This window comes from Streptomyces sp. NPDC049627, from assembly GCF_044465645.1.
In the GTDB taxonomy this organism is placed as follows: Bacteria; Actinomycetota; Actinomycetes; order Streptomycetales; family Streptomycetaceae; genus Streptomyces.
The window spans coordinates 907,257-924,459 of the sequence record NZ_JBITLW010000002.1 but is presented as its reverse complement, the minus strand read 5'-3'; the positions used below and the strand labels follow the sequence as shown (position 1 = coordinate 924,459).

Below are 17,203 nucleotides of genomic sequence, written 5' to 3'. Positions count from 1 at the left end.
GTCGGGGCGTTTGAGGGTGGGTGGAGCCGTCCCGATCCCCACCCACCCGCAGGGGGCTCCCCCTCTCGACGCCGGTGCCGGCGATTCAGCCCGTCCGGCGTTTGAGGACGAGGCCCCTTCAGGGCCGAAGCGGGGGTCTGGGGGCCGCAGGCCCCCAGCACGGCCCGCGCCGACGCCGGAGTGCCGCAAACACCGGCGCGCGGTGGTTCCGGCCCGACCGACGGAGTCACATGCGGGAGACGTTGCGTTCGTACACCAGTCGCAGGCCGATCAGCGTCAGCCACGGCTCGTGTTCGTCGATGACCGAGGATTCGCCGAGGACCATCGGCGCGAGGCCACCCGTCGCGATGACCGTCACGTCGTCCGGGTCCTCCGCCAGCTCACGGGCCATGCGGTTCACCACGCCGTCCACCTGGCCCGCGAAGCCGTAGATGATGCCGGACTGCATCGCCTCGACCGTGTTCTTGCCGATCACGCTGCGCGGGCGGGCCACCTCGATCTTGCGGAGCTGGGCGCCCTTGACGCCGAGCGCCTCGACCGAGATCTCGATGCCGGGGGCGATGACCCCGCCGATGTACTCGCCACGCGCGCTGACCGCGTCGAACGTCGTCGCCGTACCGAAGTCGACGACGATGGCCGGGCCGCCGTAGAGGTCGACCGCCGCCACCGCGTTGATGATGCGGTCGGCGCCCACCTCCTTGGGGTTGTCGGTCAGGATCGGTACGCCCGTCTTCACCCCGGGCTCCACCAGCACCGCGGGGACGTCGCCGTAGTAGCGGCGGGTCACTTCGCGCAGTTCGTGGAGGACGGACGGCACCGTCGCGCAGATGGCGATGCCGTCGATGCCATCGCCCAGTTCCTCGCCTAGGAGCGGGTGCATGCCCATCAGGCCCTGGAGGAGGACGGCCAGTTCGTCGGCCGTACGGCGGGCGTCCGTCGAGATGCGCCAGTGCTCGACGATGTCCTCGCCGTCGAAGAGGCCGAGGACGGTGTGGGTGTTGCCTACGTCGATCGTGAGGAGCATGCCCGTTCCTACTCCGCCGCTCGCAGGTCCAGGCCGATGTCCAGGATCGGCGAGGAGTGGGTGAGGGCCCCTACGGCCAAGTAGTCGACGCCCGTCTCGGCGTACGCCCTGGCGTTGTCGAGGGTCAGGCGGCCCGATGCCTCGAGGGCTGCGCGGCCGTGGACGAGCGCCACCGCCTCCTCGCACTCGATCGGCGTGAAGTTGTCCAGGAGGATCAGGTCCGCGCCCGCGTCGACCACCTCGCGCAGCTGGTGGAGGGTGTCGACCTCGACCTCGATGGGGAGGTCGGGGAAGGCTTCGCGGACCGCCTTGAAGGCCTGTGCCACGCCGCCCGCGGCCACCACGTGGTTGTCCTTGACCAGGGCCGCGTCCGAGAGGGACATGCGGTGGTTCACTCCGCCTCCGCAGCGGACCGCGTACTTCTCCAGGGCGCGCAGGCCCGGGGTCGTCTTGCGGGTGTCCCGGACCTTCGCCTTCGTGCCCTCCAGCACGTCCGCCCACGCGCGCGTGGCCGTCGCGATGCCCGACAGGCGGCAGAGGATGTTCAGCGCGCTGCGCTCGGCCGTCAGGAGGTCACGGGTGCGGGTGGTGACGGAGAGGAGCTTCTGGCCCGGCTCCACGCGGTCGCCGTCCTCCACGTGGCGCTCCACCTCGAACTCGTCCTCGCAGACGATCGAGACCACCGCTTCGGCGACCCTGAGGCCCGCCACCACGCCCGCCTCGCGCGCGACGAAGTCGGCGGTGGCGGTCGCGTCCTCGGGGATGGTCGAGACCGTCGTCACGTCCACGCCGTGCGCCAGGTCCTCCTGGAGGGCCACATTGGCGATGTCCTCGACCTCGACGGGGTCGAGGCCCGCCTCGGCGAGGAGCTGTGCGAGTGCGGGGTCGAGCCCGCACTCCAGGTACGCCTCGCCGTCGGGGTCCGCACCGCAGGCGCAGTCGTCGCCGCAGCCGCCGTTCGGGGCGAGGGGAAGGTCGGGGGTGGTCACTTCTGTCACTGCTCCTGCTGTGGCTGCCGGGTCGGGGGGAAGTCTGCGGTGTCGGTGGTGTGCACGGCCAGTGTGCGGTCCGGGTTCAGGCGTACGACGATGTGGCGGCGCCAGGCCGTGTCGTCGCGGTCGGGGCTGTCCTCGCGCCAGTGGCAGCCCCGGGTCTCGTCACGGAGCTGTGCCGCGGCCACCAGGACGCGGGCCACGCACAGGAGGTTGGTGGCCTCCCAGGTGTCGACGCCGGGCTCGGCGGTCTTGCCGTTCTCGGCGAGGGCGTCACGGGCGTCGGTGTGCAGCTGCTGGATCTGCTCGGCGGCCTTGGCGAGGGATTCGGCGGAGCGCAGGACGCCGGCGCCGTCCGTCATGATCCGCTGGATCGCGAAACGGGCCTCGGGGGTGAGGAGCGGGTGCTCCGGCGTTTCGGGGTACGGCACCGGATGCGGCACGCGCGCGTGGAGGCCGTTGGCCGACCGGGCGGCTGCGATGTCCTCCACGATGCGCTCGGCGTAGACCAGGCCTTCCAGCAGGGAGTTGGAGGCCAGGCGGTTGGCGCCGTGCACGCCCGTGCAGGCCACCTCGCCGCACGCGTACAGGCCGGGGACGGTCGTACGGCCGTGGGAGTCGGTGCGCACGCCTCCGGAGGCGTAGTGGGCGGCGGGGGCGATCGGGATCGGGGTGGTGACCGGATCGATGCCGTTCGCGCGGCAGGCGGCGAGGATCGTCGGGAAGCGGTGCTCCCACATGTCGGCGCCGAAGTGCCGGGCGTCGAGGAACATGTGCTCGGCGTCCTGCTCCTGCATGCGCCGCATGATTCCCTTGGCGACGATGTCCCGGGGGGCGAGTTCGGCGAGTTCGTGCTGCCCCAGCATGAAGCGCACGCCGTCGGCGTCGACCAGGTGGGCGCCCTCGCCGCGGACGGCCTCGGAGACCAGGGGCTGCTGGCCCTCCGCGTCCGGGCCGAGGAAGAGGACGGTGGGATGGAACTGGACGAATTCCAGGTCGCTCACCTCGGCGCCCGCGCGGAGCGCGAGGGCCACGCCGTCGCCCGTGGACACGGACGGGTTGGTGGTCGCCGAGAAGACCTGGCCCATGCCGCCGGTCGCCAGGACCACGGCGGGAGCGTGGACGGCTCCCACGCCGTCGTGCTGGCCCTCGCCCATGACGTGCAGGGTGACGCCCGCGGTACGGCCGTCCGCGTCCGTCAGGAGGTCCAGGACGAGCGCGTTCTCGATCGTGCGCAGGGCACACGCGCGTACCGCCTCGACCAGGGCGCGGGAGATCTCCGCGCCGGTCGCGTCGCCGCCGGCGTGGGCGATGCGGCGGCGGTGGTGGCCGCCCTCGCGAGTGAGTGCCAGTTCCCCTTCGGAGGACTCGTCGAAGTGCGCGCCGGTCTCGATCAGCCGGCGTACGGCGTCGGGGCCCTCCGTGACGAGGATGCGTACGGCCTCCTCGTCGCACAGGCCCGCGCCCGCGACCAGGGTGTCGTCCAGGTGCTGCTCGGGGGTGTCGCCCTCGCCGAGGGCCGCGGCGATGCCGCCCTGGGCCCAGCGGGTGGAGCCGTCGTCGAGGCGGGCCTTGGTGACGACGACGGTCTGCAGGCCGGCGGCCTCGCAGCGCAGGGCGGCGGTGAGGCCGGCGACGCCGGAGCCGACGACCACGACGTCCGCGGAGATGGACCACCCGGGCGCGGGCGCGTGCAGTCGTATGCCTGTGCTGGTCACGAGGCGGCTCCGAAGGTGAGGGGAATGTTGTCGATCAGCCGGGTCGTTCCGACCCGGGCGGCGACGGCGAGGACGGCCTCGCCGGTGAAGTCGTCCTCGGTGACCGGCGTGAAGTCCGACGGGTCGACGAGGGCGACGTAGTCCAGTTCGAGCGGCGGGTCGAGGCGGGCGGCCTCGTCGAGGACCAGGCGTGCGGCCGCGAGGACGGCCGCCGGGGCGCCGGGGACGGCTTTGGACACGGCGTGCGCGTCGGCCGCCGCGCGGGACTCCCCTATGGCGCTGAGCGCCTCGGCACGCGCGCGCGTGGCGGGCACTTCGCGCGCCCGTGCGCGCAGCGCCTCCTGGGCCGCATGGCGGTCGCGGCCGGCGAACAGGGCCTGGGACAGCGCGAGCGCGGTGCGCCGCTCCTTGGGCGAGAGGTAGCGGTTGCGGCTGGAGAGCGCGAGTCCGTCCTCCTCGCGCACGGTCGGGACGCCGACGATCTCGACACCGAAGTTCAGGTCGCGCACCATGCGGCGGATCAGCGCGAGCTGCTGGGCGTCCTTCTGGCCGTACAGGGCGACGTCGGGGCGGGTGAGGTGCAGCAGCTTGGCGACGACGGTGAGCATGCCGTCGAAGTGGCCGGGGCGCGAGGAGCCCTCCAGGCGCTCGCCCATGGGGCCGGCACTGATGCGGACCTGGGGCTCGCCGCCGGGGTAGACCTCGTCCACGGCCGGGGCGAACACGGCGTCCGCGCCCGCCTGTTCGGCGATCTTGAGGTCGGCGTCCAGGGTGCGCGGGTAGCGGTCGAGGTCCTCGCCCTTGCCGAACTGCAAGGGGTTCACGAAGACGGTGACGACGACCTCGCCGTCCGATCCGGCGATCTCGCGTGCGGTGCGGATGAGGGTGGCGTGTCCCTCGTGCAGGGCGCCCATGGTCATCACGACGGCTCGGCGGCCGTCGCGCACGCGCGCGTGCAGTTCACCGGCGGTGCGCAGCAAGGTGGTGGTCATCGGGCGTCTCCCTCGGCGCCGGTGGTCCCGTTGGCGAGTACCCCGAGGAGGTCCTCGGCGAGCTCGGGCTTGAGCAGTCCGTGGGCGAGTGCCCGGTCGGCGGTCGCACGTGCCATCGCGAGGTACCCGGCGACGGTCTGCGGGGCGTGCCGGCGCAGCTCCGTGACGTGCGCGGCGACGGTGCCCGCGTCCCCGCGCGCGACGGGGCCGGTCAGGGCCGCGTCGCCGGAGCGCAGCGCGTTGTCGAGCGCGGCGCCGAGCAGGGGGCCCAGCATGCGGTCGGGAGCCGCCACGCCCGCCTCGCGCAGCAGCTCCATGGACTGGGCGACGAGCGTGACCAGGTGGTTGGCGCCCAGCGCGAGGGCCGCGTGGTAGAGCGGGCGCATCTCCTCGGCGATCCACTCGGGTTCGCCGCCCATCTCGATGACGAGGGCCTCGGCGGCCAGCCGCAGTTCCTCGGGCGCCGTGACGCCGAAGGAGCAGCCGGCGAGACGCTGGACGTCCACGGGGGTGCCGGTGAAGGTCATCGCCGGGTGCAGGGCCAGGGGCAGCGCGCCCGCGCGCAGGGCGGGGTCGAGGACCTTGGCGCCGTACCGCCCGGAGGTGTGCACCAGCAGCTGGCCCGGCCGTACGGCCCCGGTCTCGGCGAGGCCCTCGACCAGTCCGGGCAGCGCGTCGTCCGGGACGGTCAGCAGCACCAGTTCGGCGCGCGCGAGGACTTCGGCGGGCGGCACGAGCGGCACGTCGGGGAGCATCCGCTCGGCCCGTCGCCGGGAGGCGTCGGAGACCCCGGAGACGGCCACCGGGCGGTGTCCGGCGAGCTGGAGGGACGCGGCGAGCGCGGGGCCCACGCGGCCGGCGCCGACGACACCGACGGTGAGCCGCGCGGGGCGGTCCTTGGGATCTGGCTGTTGGCTTGTACTCACTCGACGGCGGCCTTCCCGTTCCAGTCCGCTTCGGGTACCGGACGATTTCTCGTCATGTTAACGCTATCGGTTCGAGGGGTGTTCGGTTGTCCACAGGCTGTGGGTTACGCCACGCCTTCGTGTGAGCGCCGTCGGGGCGGGGCAGGGCGTGCGAAATGCGGGTGCCCGCCGGGGCGGACGCGCGGGATGATCCGGGGCATGAGCGATACGGCGGGGCAGGGCGGCGGACAGCGGGCAGGGGCGGAACTGGATGAGCAGTCACCGGGCCGCCCGTCGCCGGAGGGGCGAACCTCGGGCGAGCCATTGTCGGGCGGGCAGCTGCCGGACGACGAGCGGCGCAAACGGCGCCGTGAACGGCGCATCGCCGCCCTCCGCGGCGCGCAGCATGCACTCGCGCGCCCCGGATTCCTGAGCACCCTCCGCGAGCGCCTGGCGCTGCTGGACGAGGCGCGTGCGCTGGATCTGCACGACCTGGACGAGTCGGCGGACATCTACGGCGACGGCATCGTCGAGGCCCTGGAGGGCAAGACCGCCGGGCTGCTCGGCACGGAGGCCGCCGCGTTCTTCCCGACGGGCACGATGGCCCAGCAGGTGGCCCTGCGCTGCTGGGCGGGCCGCACCGGCAACCCGACCGTCGCCCTCCATGCGCTGGCCCACCCCGAGGTGCATGAACGGCATGCGTTGAGCCAGGTCAGCGGACTGCGCCCGGTCCACGTGACGAGCGAGCCACGCCTGCCCACCGCCGCCGAGGTACGCGACTTCGACGAGCCCTTCGGGGCGCTGATGCTGGAACTGCCCCTCAGGGACGCCGGTTTCGTGCTGCCCTCCTGGGAGGAGCTCACGGAGGTGGCGGAGGCGGCGCGGGAGCGCGACGCGGTGGTGCACTTCGACGGTGCACGCCTGTGGGAGTCCTCCACCCACTTCGGCCGCCCGCTGGAGGAGATCGCGGGCCTCGCGGACAGCGTGTACGTGTCGTTCTACAAGTCCCTCGACGGCTTCGGCGGCGCGGCCCTGGCCGGCCCGAAGGCGCTGGTGGACGAGGCGAAGGCCTGGCGGCACCGCTACGGCGGCACGGTCTTCCAGCAGTTCCCCACCGCGCTGTCGGCGCTCGCCGGCCTGGAACGGGAACTGCCCCGGCTGCCCGAGTACGTGGCCCACGCGCGCGTGGTCGCCGCCGCCCTGCGTGAGGGGTTCGCGGCGGCCGGGGTGCCGTGGATGCGGGTCCACCCCGAGCCGCCGCACACACACGAGTTCCAGGTCTGGCTGCCGTACGACGCCGATGTCCTCGCGGAGGCGGCGATCCGCCAGGCCGAGGAGACGAAGACCGTCCTGTTCGCCAACGCCTGGGACGCCAAGGGACCCGGCCTGGCCTTCACCGAGGTCTCCGTACGGGCCGCCGGTCTCGGGTGGACGGCCGACGACGTGAAGGAGGCCGTCGCCCGGTTCGTGGCCCTGCTGACCGAGGAGGTCAGCAAGTAGAGAGGAAGATCATCCAGTGGAGCGGGGCCGGACATGCAGCCACCGCCCCAGCGCCTGCCGCATGCGTCCGCGGGCCGGGCGCCCGGCGACGACCGCCCGGAACTGCCGGTGGTCGCGCCACTCACGGACGACCTGCCAGTCCTGCGTGCCGGGCGCGGGCGGGGCGGGCTCTCCGAGCTGCCGGGCCCGGTAGGTGTCGAGGACGTACTGCTGCGTGATGCTCATGGCGGGTCGCCTTCTCGGGACGTAGGAGGCATGGGTGGTCGTGATCGGGCTCCGCGGCTGCCCCGGTGGTCCCAGGTTGCGCCGCCCCGGCCGCCACGTCGCGTCGATTGACGGCCGCCGTCAATCGACGGCCGCGTTGTCAGTGGCGGGGTGCACCATGAGGGCATGAGCGTGAGCATCGACATCACGGGGCTGCGGCCGGAGAGGCTCGTCGTCGTGCCCTCCCCCCTCGCCGAGCTCGGCATGGCGCTGCACGCGCTGTCGGAGCCGGGTCACCACCCGGGCCTGCAGGGCTGGGTGACGGGTGTGACGGCCCGGCTGGACTCGCATCTGGCCGACCGGATGTGCGAGGCGGACTTCCTGTGGCGGACGACGTTCTCGGACCTGTTCCTGCCCTTCGCCGGCATCGCGGGCGGGGACACGCTCCCGGGCGCCACGCTCGCCGAGGAGCTGGACCTGCTGGACAAGCTGACGGACGAGCAGTTCGTGGACGCGGCCCTGGAGTTCACCTGCGCGCTCCCGTACAGCACGCAGTCACCTCCCGTGCTGGCCGACTCGGAGCTGCGCGGGCGCGCTCTGGAGCTGGCCGCCGCGCGCGGGCCTCAGCAGTTGCGGTTCAGCCGGCGGCTGCTCGACGATCCGCCGCGCATCCGGGCCTGGCTGCGGCAGTTCCTGGAGGACTGCGACGAGGCGTTCTTCGCGGACGCCTGGCCCCGGCTGCGCCACCAGCTCGCGGCGGACGCCCGCCACAAGACCGACCTTCTGCGGCACAAGGGGCTGGCCGAGGCGCTGACCGCGGTGTCTCCGGCGGTGAGCGTCGACGAGGCCTCCGGCCGGGTCACCATCGACAAGCTGCGCCTGGGCCACACCGCCCTCAAGAACAGCAGCCTGCTGCTGGTGCCGACGAGCCTGGGCTGGCCGCATCTGCAGGTGCTGGACCGGTACGGCTGGCAGCCGGTGCTGCACTACCCGGTCGGCTCCCCCGGGCTCGCCGCCCCGCCTTCGGTCGACCAGCTGGCCCTGAGAATGACCGCCCTGTCCCACCCGGTGCGGATGCAGCTCTGCCGCAACCTCGCCCGCAGCACGTACACCACGAGCGAGCTCGTGCAGATCCACGGCATGACCGCGCCCGAGATATCCCGGCACCTGAGCGTCCTCAAGAAGGCGGGCCTGATCACCACCCGCCGCCGGGGGCGGTACGTCCTGCACCAGCTGGACGCCACCGCGGTCGCGCGGCTCGGCAGCGACTTCCTCGAAGCGCTCCTGAGGTGAGCCGTCAGTCGAACCGGATGTGCCTGATCCCGACCCCCACCTGCCGCAGCCGCGTCCGCAGCGCCCCCTCGTGGTTCGGCCGGAGCCTCAGCCCGGCCAGGACGGCGATCCGGTCCGCCGTCTTGGGCACGGTCGAGTGGTCCGTCCACAGATGCTCGGCGAACTCCGGCTCACGCAGCCGCTCCAGGCAGTGGTCGAGCTGCTGTACGGCCCAGCTCTCCCGGCGCAGACCGGCGTTCTTTCCGGCGACGTACTGCAGGAGGTGACCGAAGCCGCGCTCGCGCAACCGCTGCAGCACGGTCTCCCGCTCGGCGAGGAGCGTGAAGTGCCGTACGTCATGGCCGAGTTCGCGCAGCCGGCCGACCGTCTCGGCGAAGCAGTCCGAGTCGGTGACCGTCATGGGGGCGATCACCACGCCGTCGTGCCGGGTGAGCGCGAGGTCGAGGACCTCGACGACACCCTGCCGCCAGGACGCCAGATCCTGGAAGTTCCCCCTCAGTTCCGGCGGAAGCATGCGCCGCAGGCCGAACCCGGCGTGCTCGGGATCGCAGATCACGCTGCCGGGCAGGCGGCGCTGGATCTCGTGGGCGGTCTGTGTCTTGCCGCCCCCGAAAGGGCCGTTGATCCACAGGAGCATGCGCAGACCCTAGTGGCCCTGCCCACCGGCCCGTACCAGCCCCGTCTCGTAGGCCAGGACCACCACCTGCACCCGGTCCCGCAGCCCCAGCTTGGTCAGGATGCGGCCGACGTGCGTCTTCACCGTCGCCTCGGACAGCACCAGCCGGGCCGCGATCTCGCCGTTGGACAGGCCCTGCGCGACCAGCACCATGACCTCGCGCTCGCGGTCGGTGAGCCGCTCCAGCTCCTTGTGCTGGGGCTCCTTGCCCGCGGAGGGCAGCATCGGCGCGAACCGGTCGAGGAGCCGCCGCGTCGTCGACGGGGCCACCACCGCGTCACCGCTGTGCACCGAGCGGATGGCGGCGAGGAGCTCGCCGGGCGGCACGTCCTTGAGCATGAAGCCGGAGGCGCCCGCCTTCAGCCCGGAGAAGGCGTACTCGTCGAGGTCGAAGGTGGTCAGGATCAGCACCTTGGGCGGCTCGGGCTCCGAGCAGATGCGGCGGGTGGTCTCCACGCCGTCCAGCTTCGGCATGCGCACATCCATCAGGACGACGTCGACGGGAGTCGAGCGCAGCACCTGGAGGGCCTCGACGCCGTCGCCCGCCTCCGCGACGACCTCCATGTCCGGCTGGGCGGCGAGCACCATCCGGAAACCGGTGCGCAGCAGCACCTGGTCGTCGACGAGCATCACGCGGATCGTCATCGGGGTCCTCTTCCGTGTCTTCCGTATCCGTCTACGTCTTCCGTATCCGTATCCGTCTACGGTCGGTTCTACAGGGGCCGTTCTTCAGGGGCGTTACAGGTGTCAACAGGGGGCGTGCGCAGGCGTCAGTGTGCCGGTTTGAGCGGCAGCAGCGCACTGATGCGGAATCCTCCGCCCGGGCGCGGCCCCGCGTCCAGGGTGCCGCCGACCATGCCGACCCGCTCGCGCATCCCGATCAGGCCGTGTCCCTTGCCGTCGGCGCCGCCGTCCTCGTACAGCTCGTGCGGGGCGCCCTTGCCGTCGTCCTCGACGAGCAGGCCGAGGCCGTCGTCGAAGTACACCAGGCGCACGCTCGCGCCCGCGTTGGGCCCGCCGTGCTTGCGCGTGTTGGTGAGCGCCTCCTGCACGATGCGGTACGCCGTGAGCTCGACGCCGCTGGGCAGCGGGCGCGGGGTGCCCTCGACCTTGAAATCGACCGGCAGACCGGAGTTGCGGCACTGCTGGACGAGGTCGTCGATCTGCTCGACGTCGGGCTGCGGGACGTACTCGCCGGTCTCCTGGTGCTCGCCGGTGCGCAGGACGCCGAGCAGGCGGCGCATCTCGGCGAGGGCCTGGCGGCCGGTGGAGGAGATGGTCTCCAGGGCTTTCTTTGCCTGGTCGGGGGCGGCGTCGAGGACGTAGGCGGCGCCGTCGGCCTGCACCACCATCACGGAGACGTTGTGCGCGACGACGTCGTGCAGCTCCCGCGCGATCCGGGCGCGTTCGGCGGCGACCGCGACCTTGGCCTGCGCCTCGCGCTCCTTTTCGAGCCGGGTCGCGCGCTCCTCGAGCTGCTCGTAGTAGGCGCGGCGGGTGCGGATCGAGTCGCCGAGGACCCAGGCGAGCGCGAACGGCACCGTCATGAAGATCACCAGGGCGACATTGCCCAGAACGCTGGCGTCCTTCTCCGGCCAGCGAAGCTGCGCCAGGGGCGCCGCGAACAGGCCCATGCCCAGCGCGAGCCGGGAGGCCCAGCGGGCGCCGGTCGCGGCGACGGTGTAGGTGATCACCAGGAAGGCGAAGTTGGCGGGCGTGGTCTCCACGTCCAGCACCAGTTGCGCCAGTCCCACGCCGATGGCCAGCAGCAGCATCTTCTCCGGCATGCGCCGGCGCAGCGCGATCACCAGGCACAGCAGGAGGACGACCGGGATGATGGCCGCCTCCGATTCGGTGCCCCTGGACTCCTGCCCGCCCACCTGCTGGACGGCCATGGTCATCACAGAGATCCCGAAAAGGAAGACGGCCCAGAAGCTGTCGACCCATGTCGGGTGCCTGCGGAGGAAGTCATAGAGGCGCTGCACGTAACCCAGCGTAGGGAAGCGAGATGCGTGCAGGGGTCAACCGGAGGGCCGATCCGCGTCACGCGCGCGTACTCCGCAAGGTGGAGGCTGTGTTCCCCTGTGCGCTCGGCACCTGTCCTAGCCTGGGCCGGTGACGGCAGAGACGACGGACGAGTGGCGCGGATGGCGTGCGGCGGCGGAATCCGCCCTCTACGGGCCGCACGGCTTCTATCGCAGGCCCGAGGGGCCGGCCGGCCACTTCCGTACGTCCGTCCACGCGTCGCCGCTCTTCGCCGGTGCCGTGGCCCGGCTGCTGTGCCGGGTCGACGAGGTGCTGGGCAGGCCCGCGTCGCTCGACTTCGTCGACATGGCGGCAGGGCGGGGCGAGCTGGTCACCCGCGTCCTGGCCGCGCTCCCCGTCGACGTGGCGGCACGCACGCGTGCGTACGCCGTCGAGATCGCCGGCCGTCCGGAAACCCTCGATCACCGGATCGAGTGGCTGCCCGAGCCGCCCCGGCGGGTCACGGGGCTGCTGTTCGCCAACGAGTGGCTGGACAACGTCCCCCTGGAGGTCGCGGAGGTGGACTCCGCGGGCGTACCGCGCCAGATCCTCGTACGACGGGACGGTACCGAGCGCCTCGGGGAGCGGATCACGGGTGCCGAGGCCGAGTGGCTGGCGCGTTGGTGGCCGCTGGGGCGCGCGGAGGGAACGCGGGGCGTGGAGGAGGCGTGCGGCGCGGAGGACGCGCTGGTGGTGCAGGGGGCGCGGGCCGTTCCGGACGCACCGGCCATGGAAGGGCTACGGGCCGAGATCGGCCTCCCGCGGGACGAGGCCTGGGCCACCGCCGTCGCGACCCTGGAGCGAGGGCTCGCGGTCGCCGTGGACTACGCGCACACGGCGCGGACCCGGCCGCCCTTCGGAACGCTCACCGGCTTCCGCGAGGGGCGCGAGACGGCGCCCGTGCCGGACGGTTCGTGCGACATCACGGCGCATGTCGCGCTGGACGCGTGCGCGACGGCGTGCGCTCTGCCCGGCGCGCGCCTGCTGTCCCAGCGCGACGCACTGCGCGCCCTGGGCCTCACCGGCACTCGCCCCCCGCTGGAGCTGGCCTCCACGCACCCGGCCGAGTACGTACGAGCCCTGACGACCGCGGGCGAAGCCGCGGAACTCACCGCGCGGGGCGGGCTCGGCGACTTCGGATGGCTGGTGCAGCCGGTGGGGATCCCGGACGTACTGGCGGGCTGAACAGCGGTGCCCTACTTGTCGATGTCCCCCACCACGAAGAACATCGAGCCCAGAATCGCCACCATGTCCGCGACCAGCGTCCCCGGCAGCAGCTCGACCAGCGCCTGGATGTTGTTGTACGAGGCCGAGCGCAGCTTCAGCCGGTACGGGGTCTTGTCGCCCTTGCTGACGAGGTAGTAGCCGTTGATGCCGAGCGGGTTCTCGGTCCACGCGTACGTGTGGCCCTCGGGCGCCTTCAGCACCTTGGGCAGCCGCTGGTTGATGGGCCCGGGCGGCAGCTCGGCGAGCCGGTCGAGGCAGGCGTCGGCGAGGTCGAGGGAGTTGTGGGTCTGCTCCAGCAGACACTCGAACCGGGCGAGACAGTCACCCTCCTGCCGGGTCACCACCTTCAGGACGTCCCGCAGCTCGCCGTAGGCGAGATAGGGCTCGTCCCTCCTCAGATCGAAGTCGACGCCCGAAGCGCGCGCGAGCGGCCCGCTCACGCCGTACGCGTGCACGGTCTCCGGCGCGAGGGCGCCCACGCCCCGCGTGCGCCCCCGGAAGATCTCGTTGCCGAGCACCAGGTCGTCGAACCGGTCCATGCGGGAGCGCACGTCGGCGACGGCGGCACGCGCGCGCGTGGTCCACCCGGCCGGCAGGTCCTCCTTCAGGCCCCCCACCCGGTTGAACATGTAGTGCATACGCCCGCCGGAGACCTCCTCCATCACATGCTGGAGCTCCTCGCGCTCCGTGAAGGCGTAGAAGATCGGCGTGATCCCGCCCAGTTCCAGCGGGTAGGAGCCCAGGAACATCAAGTGGTTGAGCACGCGGTTGAGCTCCGCGAGCAGCGTCCGGGTCCACACCGCGCGCTCCGGCACCTCCATGCCGAGCATGCGCTCCACGGCGAGGACGACGCCCAGCTCGTTGGAGAAGGCCGACAGCCAGTCGTGGCGGTTGGCGAGCATGATGATCTGCCGGTAGTCCCGCGCCTCGAAGAGCTTCTCCGCGCCGCGGTGCATATAGCCGATCACGGGCTCCGCGCGCGTGATGCGCTCACCGTCCAGGACGAGCTTGAGCCGCAGCACGCCGTGCGTGGACGGGTGCTGGGGCCCGATGTTGAGCACCATGTCGGTGCTCTCCGCGGCGCCGCCGATACCGACCATGGTCTCCGTCGTAGGAGTCATGGACACAGTCTCTCCTACGTACGCTGGCCTCATGGAGACGGGGAGCCCGGAGAACACGGGAACGGCGGGAGACGAACGGGTGGGGACCGACGAGGGGCAGCCGGATCCGGCATGGACCGGGCTGCCGCCGGATCTGCTGCGGATGCGCCGGATGCTGCTGGTGGTGTGGCTGGGCCTGCTGACGGTCGCCGGGGCCCTGCTGCCCGGCATCCTCGCCGGCCCCGCCTGGGCCGCCTTCGCCCTCCTCCCCCTGGCGCTGATGGCGTGGGGCTGGGTGATGCTCGGCCGCAACTGGCGTTCGTGGCGCTACGCCGAGCGCGCCGACGACCTGCTGATCAGCCGGGGTGTGCTGTGGCGGGAGGAGACGGTCGTCCCGTACGGCCGCATGCAGCTGGTCGAGGTCACCTCGGGCCCCGTGGAGCGCCACTTCGGCCTGGCCAGCGTGCAGCTGCACACGGCAGCGGCGGCCACCGACGCGACCATCCCCGGCCTGGACCCGGCGGAGGCGGAACGGCTGCGCGACCGGCTCACCGAGCTGGGCGAGGCCCGATCGGCGGGCCTGTGACGACGCCGGGCGTCGACGACGCCGTACGCGAGCGGCGTCCCGTGAGCGAACGCCGGCTGCACCCCGTCACACCGCTCAGGCGTGCGTGGGCGCCGGTGGCCGTACTCATCGGGTGGGCGGTGCACGACCCGGACCAGGCGCAGCGCCAGCTGACGAGGCTGACCACGACCACCCTCCTCCTGGCCCTCGCGGTGGTGATCCCCGCGGCCGCCCTGTACGGCTTCCTCACCTGGTGGTACACGCACTTCGCGGTGACCGACAGCGAACTGCGCATCCGTACCGGCCTGGTGTTCCGGCGCACTGCGCACATCCGGCTCGAACGCATCCAGGCCATCGATGTCACGCAGCCGCTCCTCGCGCGCGTGGCGGGCGTGGCGAAGCTGAAACTCGACGTCATAGGCGCGGACAAAAAGGACGAACTCGCTTTCCTGGGCGCGGAGGAGGCACGCGTGCTCCGCGCCGAACTCCTCGCCCGGGCCGCCGGTTTCGCCCCCGAGACGGCACACGAAATAGGCGAGGCACCGTCCCACCAGCTCCTCCGGGTCCCCCCGAACGTCCTGGCCACTTCCCTCGTCCTCACCGGCGCCACCTGGGGAACACTGGCCGCCGCCCTGGTCGTACCGACCGTCCTCTGGCTGGTCACCGAAAGCGCGTGGACGGTCCTGGCCACCGCGATTCCTCTGTTCGGCGCGGCGGGGGCGAGCAGTGTGGGGCGTTTTGTCGCCGAGTACGACTGGACGGTGGGCGAGTCACCGGACGGGCTGCGCATCGACCACGGCCTGCTGGACCGCGCACACGAAACGGTGCCGCCCGGCCGGGTCCAGACCGTCCGGCTCGTAGAGCCACTGCTGTGGCGCCGACGCGGCTGGGTACGGGTGGAACTGGACGTGGCCGGCTCCTCCAACTCGATCCTGCTCCCGGTCGCCCCGCGCGAGGTCGCCGAATCGGTCGTCGCGCGCGTGCTGCCCGGGGTGACCGTGCCACCGCGCACATCCCTGACCCGCCCGCCTCGCCGGGCGGGTCGATGCGTACCGCTGTGGTGGCGTGGGTACGGCCTGGCGGTCACGGACACGGTGTTCGCCGCCCGCACCGGCCTCTTCCGGCGCAGCCTGGCGCTCGTGCCGCACGCCAAGGTCCAGAGCGTACGGATGACTCAGGGCCCGTGGGAGCGGATGTGGGGCGTGGCCGACGTCCACGTGGACACCGGGGCGAACAAGACGGTGACGGCCCGTTTGCGGGATGCCGGGGAGGCGGCGGAGCTGCTGCGCGGGCAGGCGGAGCGGTCGCGCACGGGGCGGAGGGATGCGCGGCCGGATCGCTGGATGGCGTGAGCCCGGTCAGGCGGGCACGCGGCGTTGTGGCACCTCCCGGCGCCGCCCCGACCCGCAAACGACCGCAGGCGCTACGCGAACCCCTGCTCAGCGGCACAGGCCGCCGCAGGCGTCCCGCCCCACCGACGCGTCAGGAAACCGCGCTCCGCAGCCCCTGCACATCGATCTGTTCCGTCTCGTCGTGAGCCGTCAGGTCGATGACCTGCCCGACCCCCCGGGCGTCCTCGTCCGCCGGCTTGAAGTCGGCCTCGGACTCGGCCTTGTGGAGGGCGAGGGCCTCCTGGCCGACGACATCGGCGAGGTCCTCGTTCTGGACGGACTCCAGCGCGGAGGGCGCCGTGCTGCCCTTCTTCGTACCGAAGAAGTCGAACCCGCCCTCGACCGCCGGACGCCGCACGGGCGTGGCCGGTACGACGGCCACGGCGGTCGGCGCGATGAAGTGCCCCGCGGGCTGCTGGGCCGGCGGCAGGGCGGGCTGGGCGGCCTGGGCGGCCGCGCCTGCCGAGGGGTTGGCGGCCGCGCGCTCGTGCCCGTCGGCCGCCTCGGGCTTCCCCTGCGCTTCGTCCTCCAGCACGGACGCCGACTCCGTCCCCGTTGCGCCGCTGCCCACCGCCTCGGCGGCCTCCGACCCGTCGTGCACGGGCTTGCCGTCGGAAGGCCCGTCGCCCTTCGGCGGCTGGTTCTTCGGAGGCTGCTTCTTCGGAGGCTCGTTCTTCGGAGGCTCGTTCGTCGGAGACTCATCCGTCGGCGACTCGCCCTTCGCGGGCCCGCCCTTCGAATCTACGTCCTCGAAGGGCTCGTCCTTGGAGGGCTCGTCCATCGAGGGCTCGTCCGGTTCGTCCGCAGAGGCCTCGCTGTCCGCCGCGTCCTCCTCCTCGTCGAACCGCGCCAACGCCGCCTTGGCCCGCAGGAACAGCCGGGATCCTTCCGGAGAGAAGACCGCAGGAGCCGCCGACGTCTCCTCGTCGGCCTCGCCCCTCGCACCTTCGGCGTCGGCCTCAGCAGGGGCAGCCACAGCCCCTTGGGCCGGCACCGGGACCGGCGGCAACGCCCGCGCGGGCACAGCGGCCTCGATCTCCAGAACCCGGCGCTCCTCCAGGACACTCGCCCGCTCGGTCTCCGCCGTGGCGTACCGCCGCAGCAGCGCCGCATGCTCGTTGCGCAGCCCCGCGAGCTCCGCCCGCTTGGCCCGCAGCCGCTGCTCCAGCTTCACCCGCAGCTCGCGCGACTCCTCGAGGTCGGTCTCCAGCTCGGCGACCCGCTCCTCGTACCGCCACTCGTCGCTCGCACGCGCGCGCGTGAGGTCGGCGACCTTCTTGCCCGCCTGCGTGTCCCAGCGACGCATGACGACCGCACCGACGACCGCCGTCGCCGCGGCGGCCGCGGCAAGGCCGCGCAGCACCATGGGCTCGGTGAACACCCAGGGGGCGAGGGCGCAGACGACGGAGACGCCTGCGATCGCCGACGGGGGCAGCAGCCTGTGCAAGGGCGGGGAATGACGGTGACGTCCACGTGGCATGGCCAGAAACTTACCGCGCGTAGGCGAATCTTGTTGCCCCGCCCCGTAAAAAGACAGCCATCCCGAGACGTTCACGCGACATCAGGAATCAGACGTGCCACCGAATTGACC

16 protein-coding genes are annotated in these 17,203 nt (G+C 72.5%); 5 read left to right on the top strand and 11 right to left on the bottom strand.

What is annotated here, in order from left to right; all coding sequences use genetic code 11:
• Positions 1-226: 226 nt before the first annotated feature.
• From ACIBU0_RS09180 to ACIBU0_RS09160, 5 genes are read right to left on the bottom strand one after another with little or no spacing between them, the layout of a single operon-like run.
• Positions 227-1,024 carry a type III pantothenate kinase gene (locus ACIBU0_RS09180; protein ID WP_398813925.1) on the bottom strand — a complete coding sequence of 266 codons (798 nt, stop codon included), beginning with the start codon at positions 1,022-1,024 and terminating at the stop codon, positions 227-229.
• 8 nt (positions 1,025-1,032) lie between these two features.
• The gene (gene nadC / locus ACIBU0_RS09175) at positions 1,033-2,013 is read right to left on the bottom strand and encodes a carboxylating nicotinate-nucleotide diphosphorylase (RefSeq protein ID WP_398813922.1); all 981 of its coding nucleotides are present in this window, start codon (positions 2,011-2,013) and stop codon (positions 1,033-1,035) included.
• A gap of 5 nt (positions 2,014-2,018) precedes the next feature.
• On the bottom strand, positions 2,019-3,734 hold the full coding sequence (locus ACIBU0_RS09170; protein ID WP_398813919.1) for an L-aspartate oxidase: 1,716 nt from the start codon (positions 3,732-3,734) through the stop codon (positions 2,019-2,021).
• Positions 3,731-4,726: a pantoate--beta-alanine ligase gene (panC, locus tag ACIBU0_RS09165; RefSeq protein WP_398813916.1), complete on the bottom strand. Its 996-nt coding sequence runs from the start codon at positions 4,724-4,726 to the stop codon at positions 3,731-3,733. Before panC ends, ACIBU0_RS09170 begins: the two co-directional genes overlap by 4 nt.
• A complete protein-coding gene (locus tag ACIBU0_RS09160; RefSeq protein ID WP_398813913.1) occupies positions 4,723-5,652 on the bottom strand; it encodes a Rossmann-like and DUF2520 domain-containing protein in 930 nt (309 codons plus the stop codon). Before ACIBU0_RS09160 ends, panC begins: the two co-directional genes overlap by 4 nt.
• 198 nt (positions 5,653-5,850) lie before the next feature.
• Between ACIBU0_RS09160 and ACIBU0_RS09155 the strand changes: the two genes are divergently transcribed.
• A complete protein-coding gene (locus ACIBU0_RS09155; RefSeq protein ID WP_398813910.1) occupies positions 5,851-7,131 on the top strand; it encodes a threonine aldolase family protein in 1,281 nt (426 codons plus the stop codon).
• 9 nt (positions 7,132-7,140) lie between these two features.
• Here the strand turns inward: ACIBU0_RS09155 and ACIBU0_RS09150 are convergent, their stop codons facing one another.
• Positions 7,141-7,356 carry a hypothetical protein gene (locus tag ACIBU0_RS09150; RefSeq protein WP_398813907.1) on the bottom strand — a complete coding sequence of 72 codons (216 nt, stop codon included), beginning with the start codon at positions 7,354-7,356 and terminating at the stop codon, positions 7,141-7,143.
• Positions 7,357-7,521: 165 nt separating this feature from the next.
• On the opposite strand from ACIBU0_RS09150, the gene ACIBU0_RS09145 reads away from it, so the two are divergent.
• Positions 7,522-8,628 carry a DUF5937 family protein gene (locus ACIBU0_RS09145; protein WP_398813904.1) on the top strand — a complete coding sequence of 369 codons (1,107 nt, stop codon included), beginning with the start codon at positions 7,522-7,524 and terminating at the stop codon, positions 8,626-8,628.
• 4 nt (positions 8,629-8,632) lie between these two features.
• On the opposite strand, the gene ACIBU0_RS09140 is transcribed toward ACIBU0_RS09145, so the two are convergent.
• The 3 genes from ACIBU0_RS09140 to ACIBU0_RS09130 all read right to left on the bottom strand — a co-directional run bounded on the left by ACIBU0_RS09140 (position 8,633) and on the right by ACIBU0_RS09130 (position 11,289).
• On the bottom strand, positions 8,633-9,265 hold the full coding sequence (locus ACIBU0_RS09140) for an AAA family ATPase (protein WP_398813901.1): 633 nt from the start codon (positions 9,263-9,265) through the stop codon (positions 8,633-8,635).
• Positions 9,266-9,274: 9 nt separating this feature from the next.
• Positions 9,275-9,949: a response regulator gene (locus ACIBU0_RS09135; RefSeq protein WP_398813898.1), complete on the bottom strand. Its 675-nt coding sequence runs from the start codon at positions 9,947-9,949 to the stop codon at positions 9,275-9,277.
• Positions 9,950-10,074: 125 nt separating this feature from the next.
• Entirely contained in the window at positions 10,075-11,289 is a 1,215-nt protein-coding gene (locus tag ACIBU0_RS09130; protein ID WP_398813895.1) for a sensor histidine kinase, read from the bottom strand.
• A gap of 130 nt (positions 11,290-11,419) precedes the next feature.
• Here ACIBU0_RS09130 and ACIBU0_RS09125 point away from each other — a divergent pair, with 130 nt between their 5' ends.
• The gene (locus ACIBU0_RS09125; RefSeq protein ID WP_398813892.1) at positions 11,420-12,514 is read left to right on the top strand and encodes an SAM-dependent methyltransferase; all 1,095 of its coding nucleotides are present in this window, start codon (positions 11,420-11,422) and stop codon (positions 12,512-12,514) included.
• A gap of 11 nt (positions 12,515-12,525) precedes the next feature.
• On the opposite strand, the gene ACIBU0_RS09120 is transcribed toward ACIBU0_RS09125, so the two are convergent.
• Positions 12,526-13,677 carry an NADH-quinone oxidoreductase subunit D gene (locus tag ACIBU0_RS09120; RefSeq protein WP_398813889.1) on the bottom strand — a complete coding sequence of 384 codons (1,152 nt, stop codon included), beginning with the start codon at positions 13,675-13,677 and terminating at the stop codon, positions 12,526-12,528.
• Between the two features lie 31 nt (positions 13,678-13,708).
• Between ACIBU0_RS09120 and ACIBU0_RS09115 the strand changes: the two genes are divergently transcribed.
• Together ACIBU0_RS09115 and ACIBU0_RS09110 are read left to right on the top strand one after the other, a co-directional pair.
• A complete protein-coding gene (locus ACIBU0_RS09115; protein WP_398813886.1) occupies positions 13,709-14,242 on the top strand; it encodes a PH domain-containing protein in 534 nt (177 codons plus the stop codon).
• The gene (locus tag ACIBU0_RS09110; RefSeq protein WP_398813883.1) at positions 14,239-15,573 is read left to right on the top strand and encodes a PH domain-containing protein; all 1,335 of its coding nucleotides are present in this window, start codon (positions 14,239-14,241) and stop codon (positions 15,571-15,573) included. Before ACIBU0_RS09115 ends, ACIBU0_RS09110 begins: the two co-directional genes overlap by 4 nt.
• A 130-nt stretch (positions 15,574-15,703) precedes the next feature.
• Here the strand turns inward: ACIBU0_RS09110 and ACIBU0_RS09105 are convergent, their stop codons facing one another.
• A complete protein-coding gene (locus tag ACIBU0_RS09105) occupies positions 15,704-17,092 on the bottom strand; it encodes a hypothetical protein (protein ID WP_398813880.1) in 1,389 nt (462 codons plus the stop codon).
• Positions 17,093-17,203: the final 111 nt, after the last annotated feature.

What these genes read in the sequence shown, in the direction of transcription:
- ACIBU0_RS09150 (WP_398813907.1), bottom strand. Translation starts at nt 7,356, where the DNA reads ATGAGCATCACGCAGCAGTACGTCCTCGACACCTACCGGGCCCGGCAG.
- ACIBU0_RS09120 (WP_398813889.1), bottom strand. Translation starts at nt 13,677, where the DNA reads ATGACTCCTACGACGGAGACCATGGTCGGTATCGGCGGCGCCGCGGAG.
- ACIBU0_RS09105 (WP_398813880.1), bottom strand. Translation starts at nt 17,092, where the DNA reads ATGCCACGTGGACGTCACCGTCATTCCCCGCCCTTGCACAGGCTGCTG.
- panC (WP_398813916.1), bottom strand. Translation starts at nt 4,726, where the DNA reads ATGACCACCACCTTGCTGCGCACCGCCGGTGAACTGCACGCGCGCGTG.
- ACIBU0_RS09115 (WP_398813886.1), top strand. Translation starts at nt 13,709, where the DNA reads ATGGAGACGGGGAGCCCGGAGAACACGGGAACGGCGGGAGACGAACGG.
- ACIBU0_RS09145 (WP_398813904.1), top strand. Translation starts at nt 7,522, where the DNA reads ATGAGCGTGAGCATCGACATCACGGGGCTGCGGCCGGAGAGGCTCGTC.
- ACIBU0_RS09135 (WP_398813898.1), bottom strand. Translation starts at nt 9,949, where the DNA reads ATGACGATCCGCGTGATGCTCGTCGACGACCAGGTGCTGCTGCGCACC.
- ACIBU0_RS09155 (WP_398813910.1), top strand. Translation starts at nt 5,851, where the DNA reads ATGAGCGATACGGCGGGGCAGGGCGGCGGACAGCGGGCAGGGGCGGAA.
- ACIBU0_RS09140 (WP_398813901.1), bottom strand. Translation starts at nt 9,265, where the DNA reads ATGCTCCTGTGGATCAACGGCCCTTTCGGGGGCGGCAAGACACAGACC.
- ACIBU0_RS09180 (WP_398813925.1), bottom strand. Translation starts at nt 1,024, where the DNA reads ATGCTCCTCACGATCGACGTAGGCAACACCCACACCGTCCTCGGCCTC.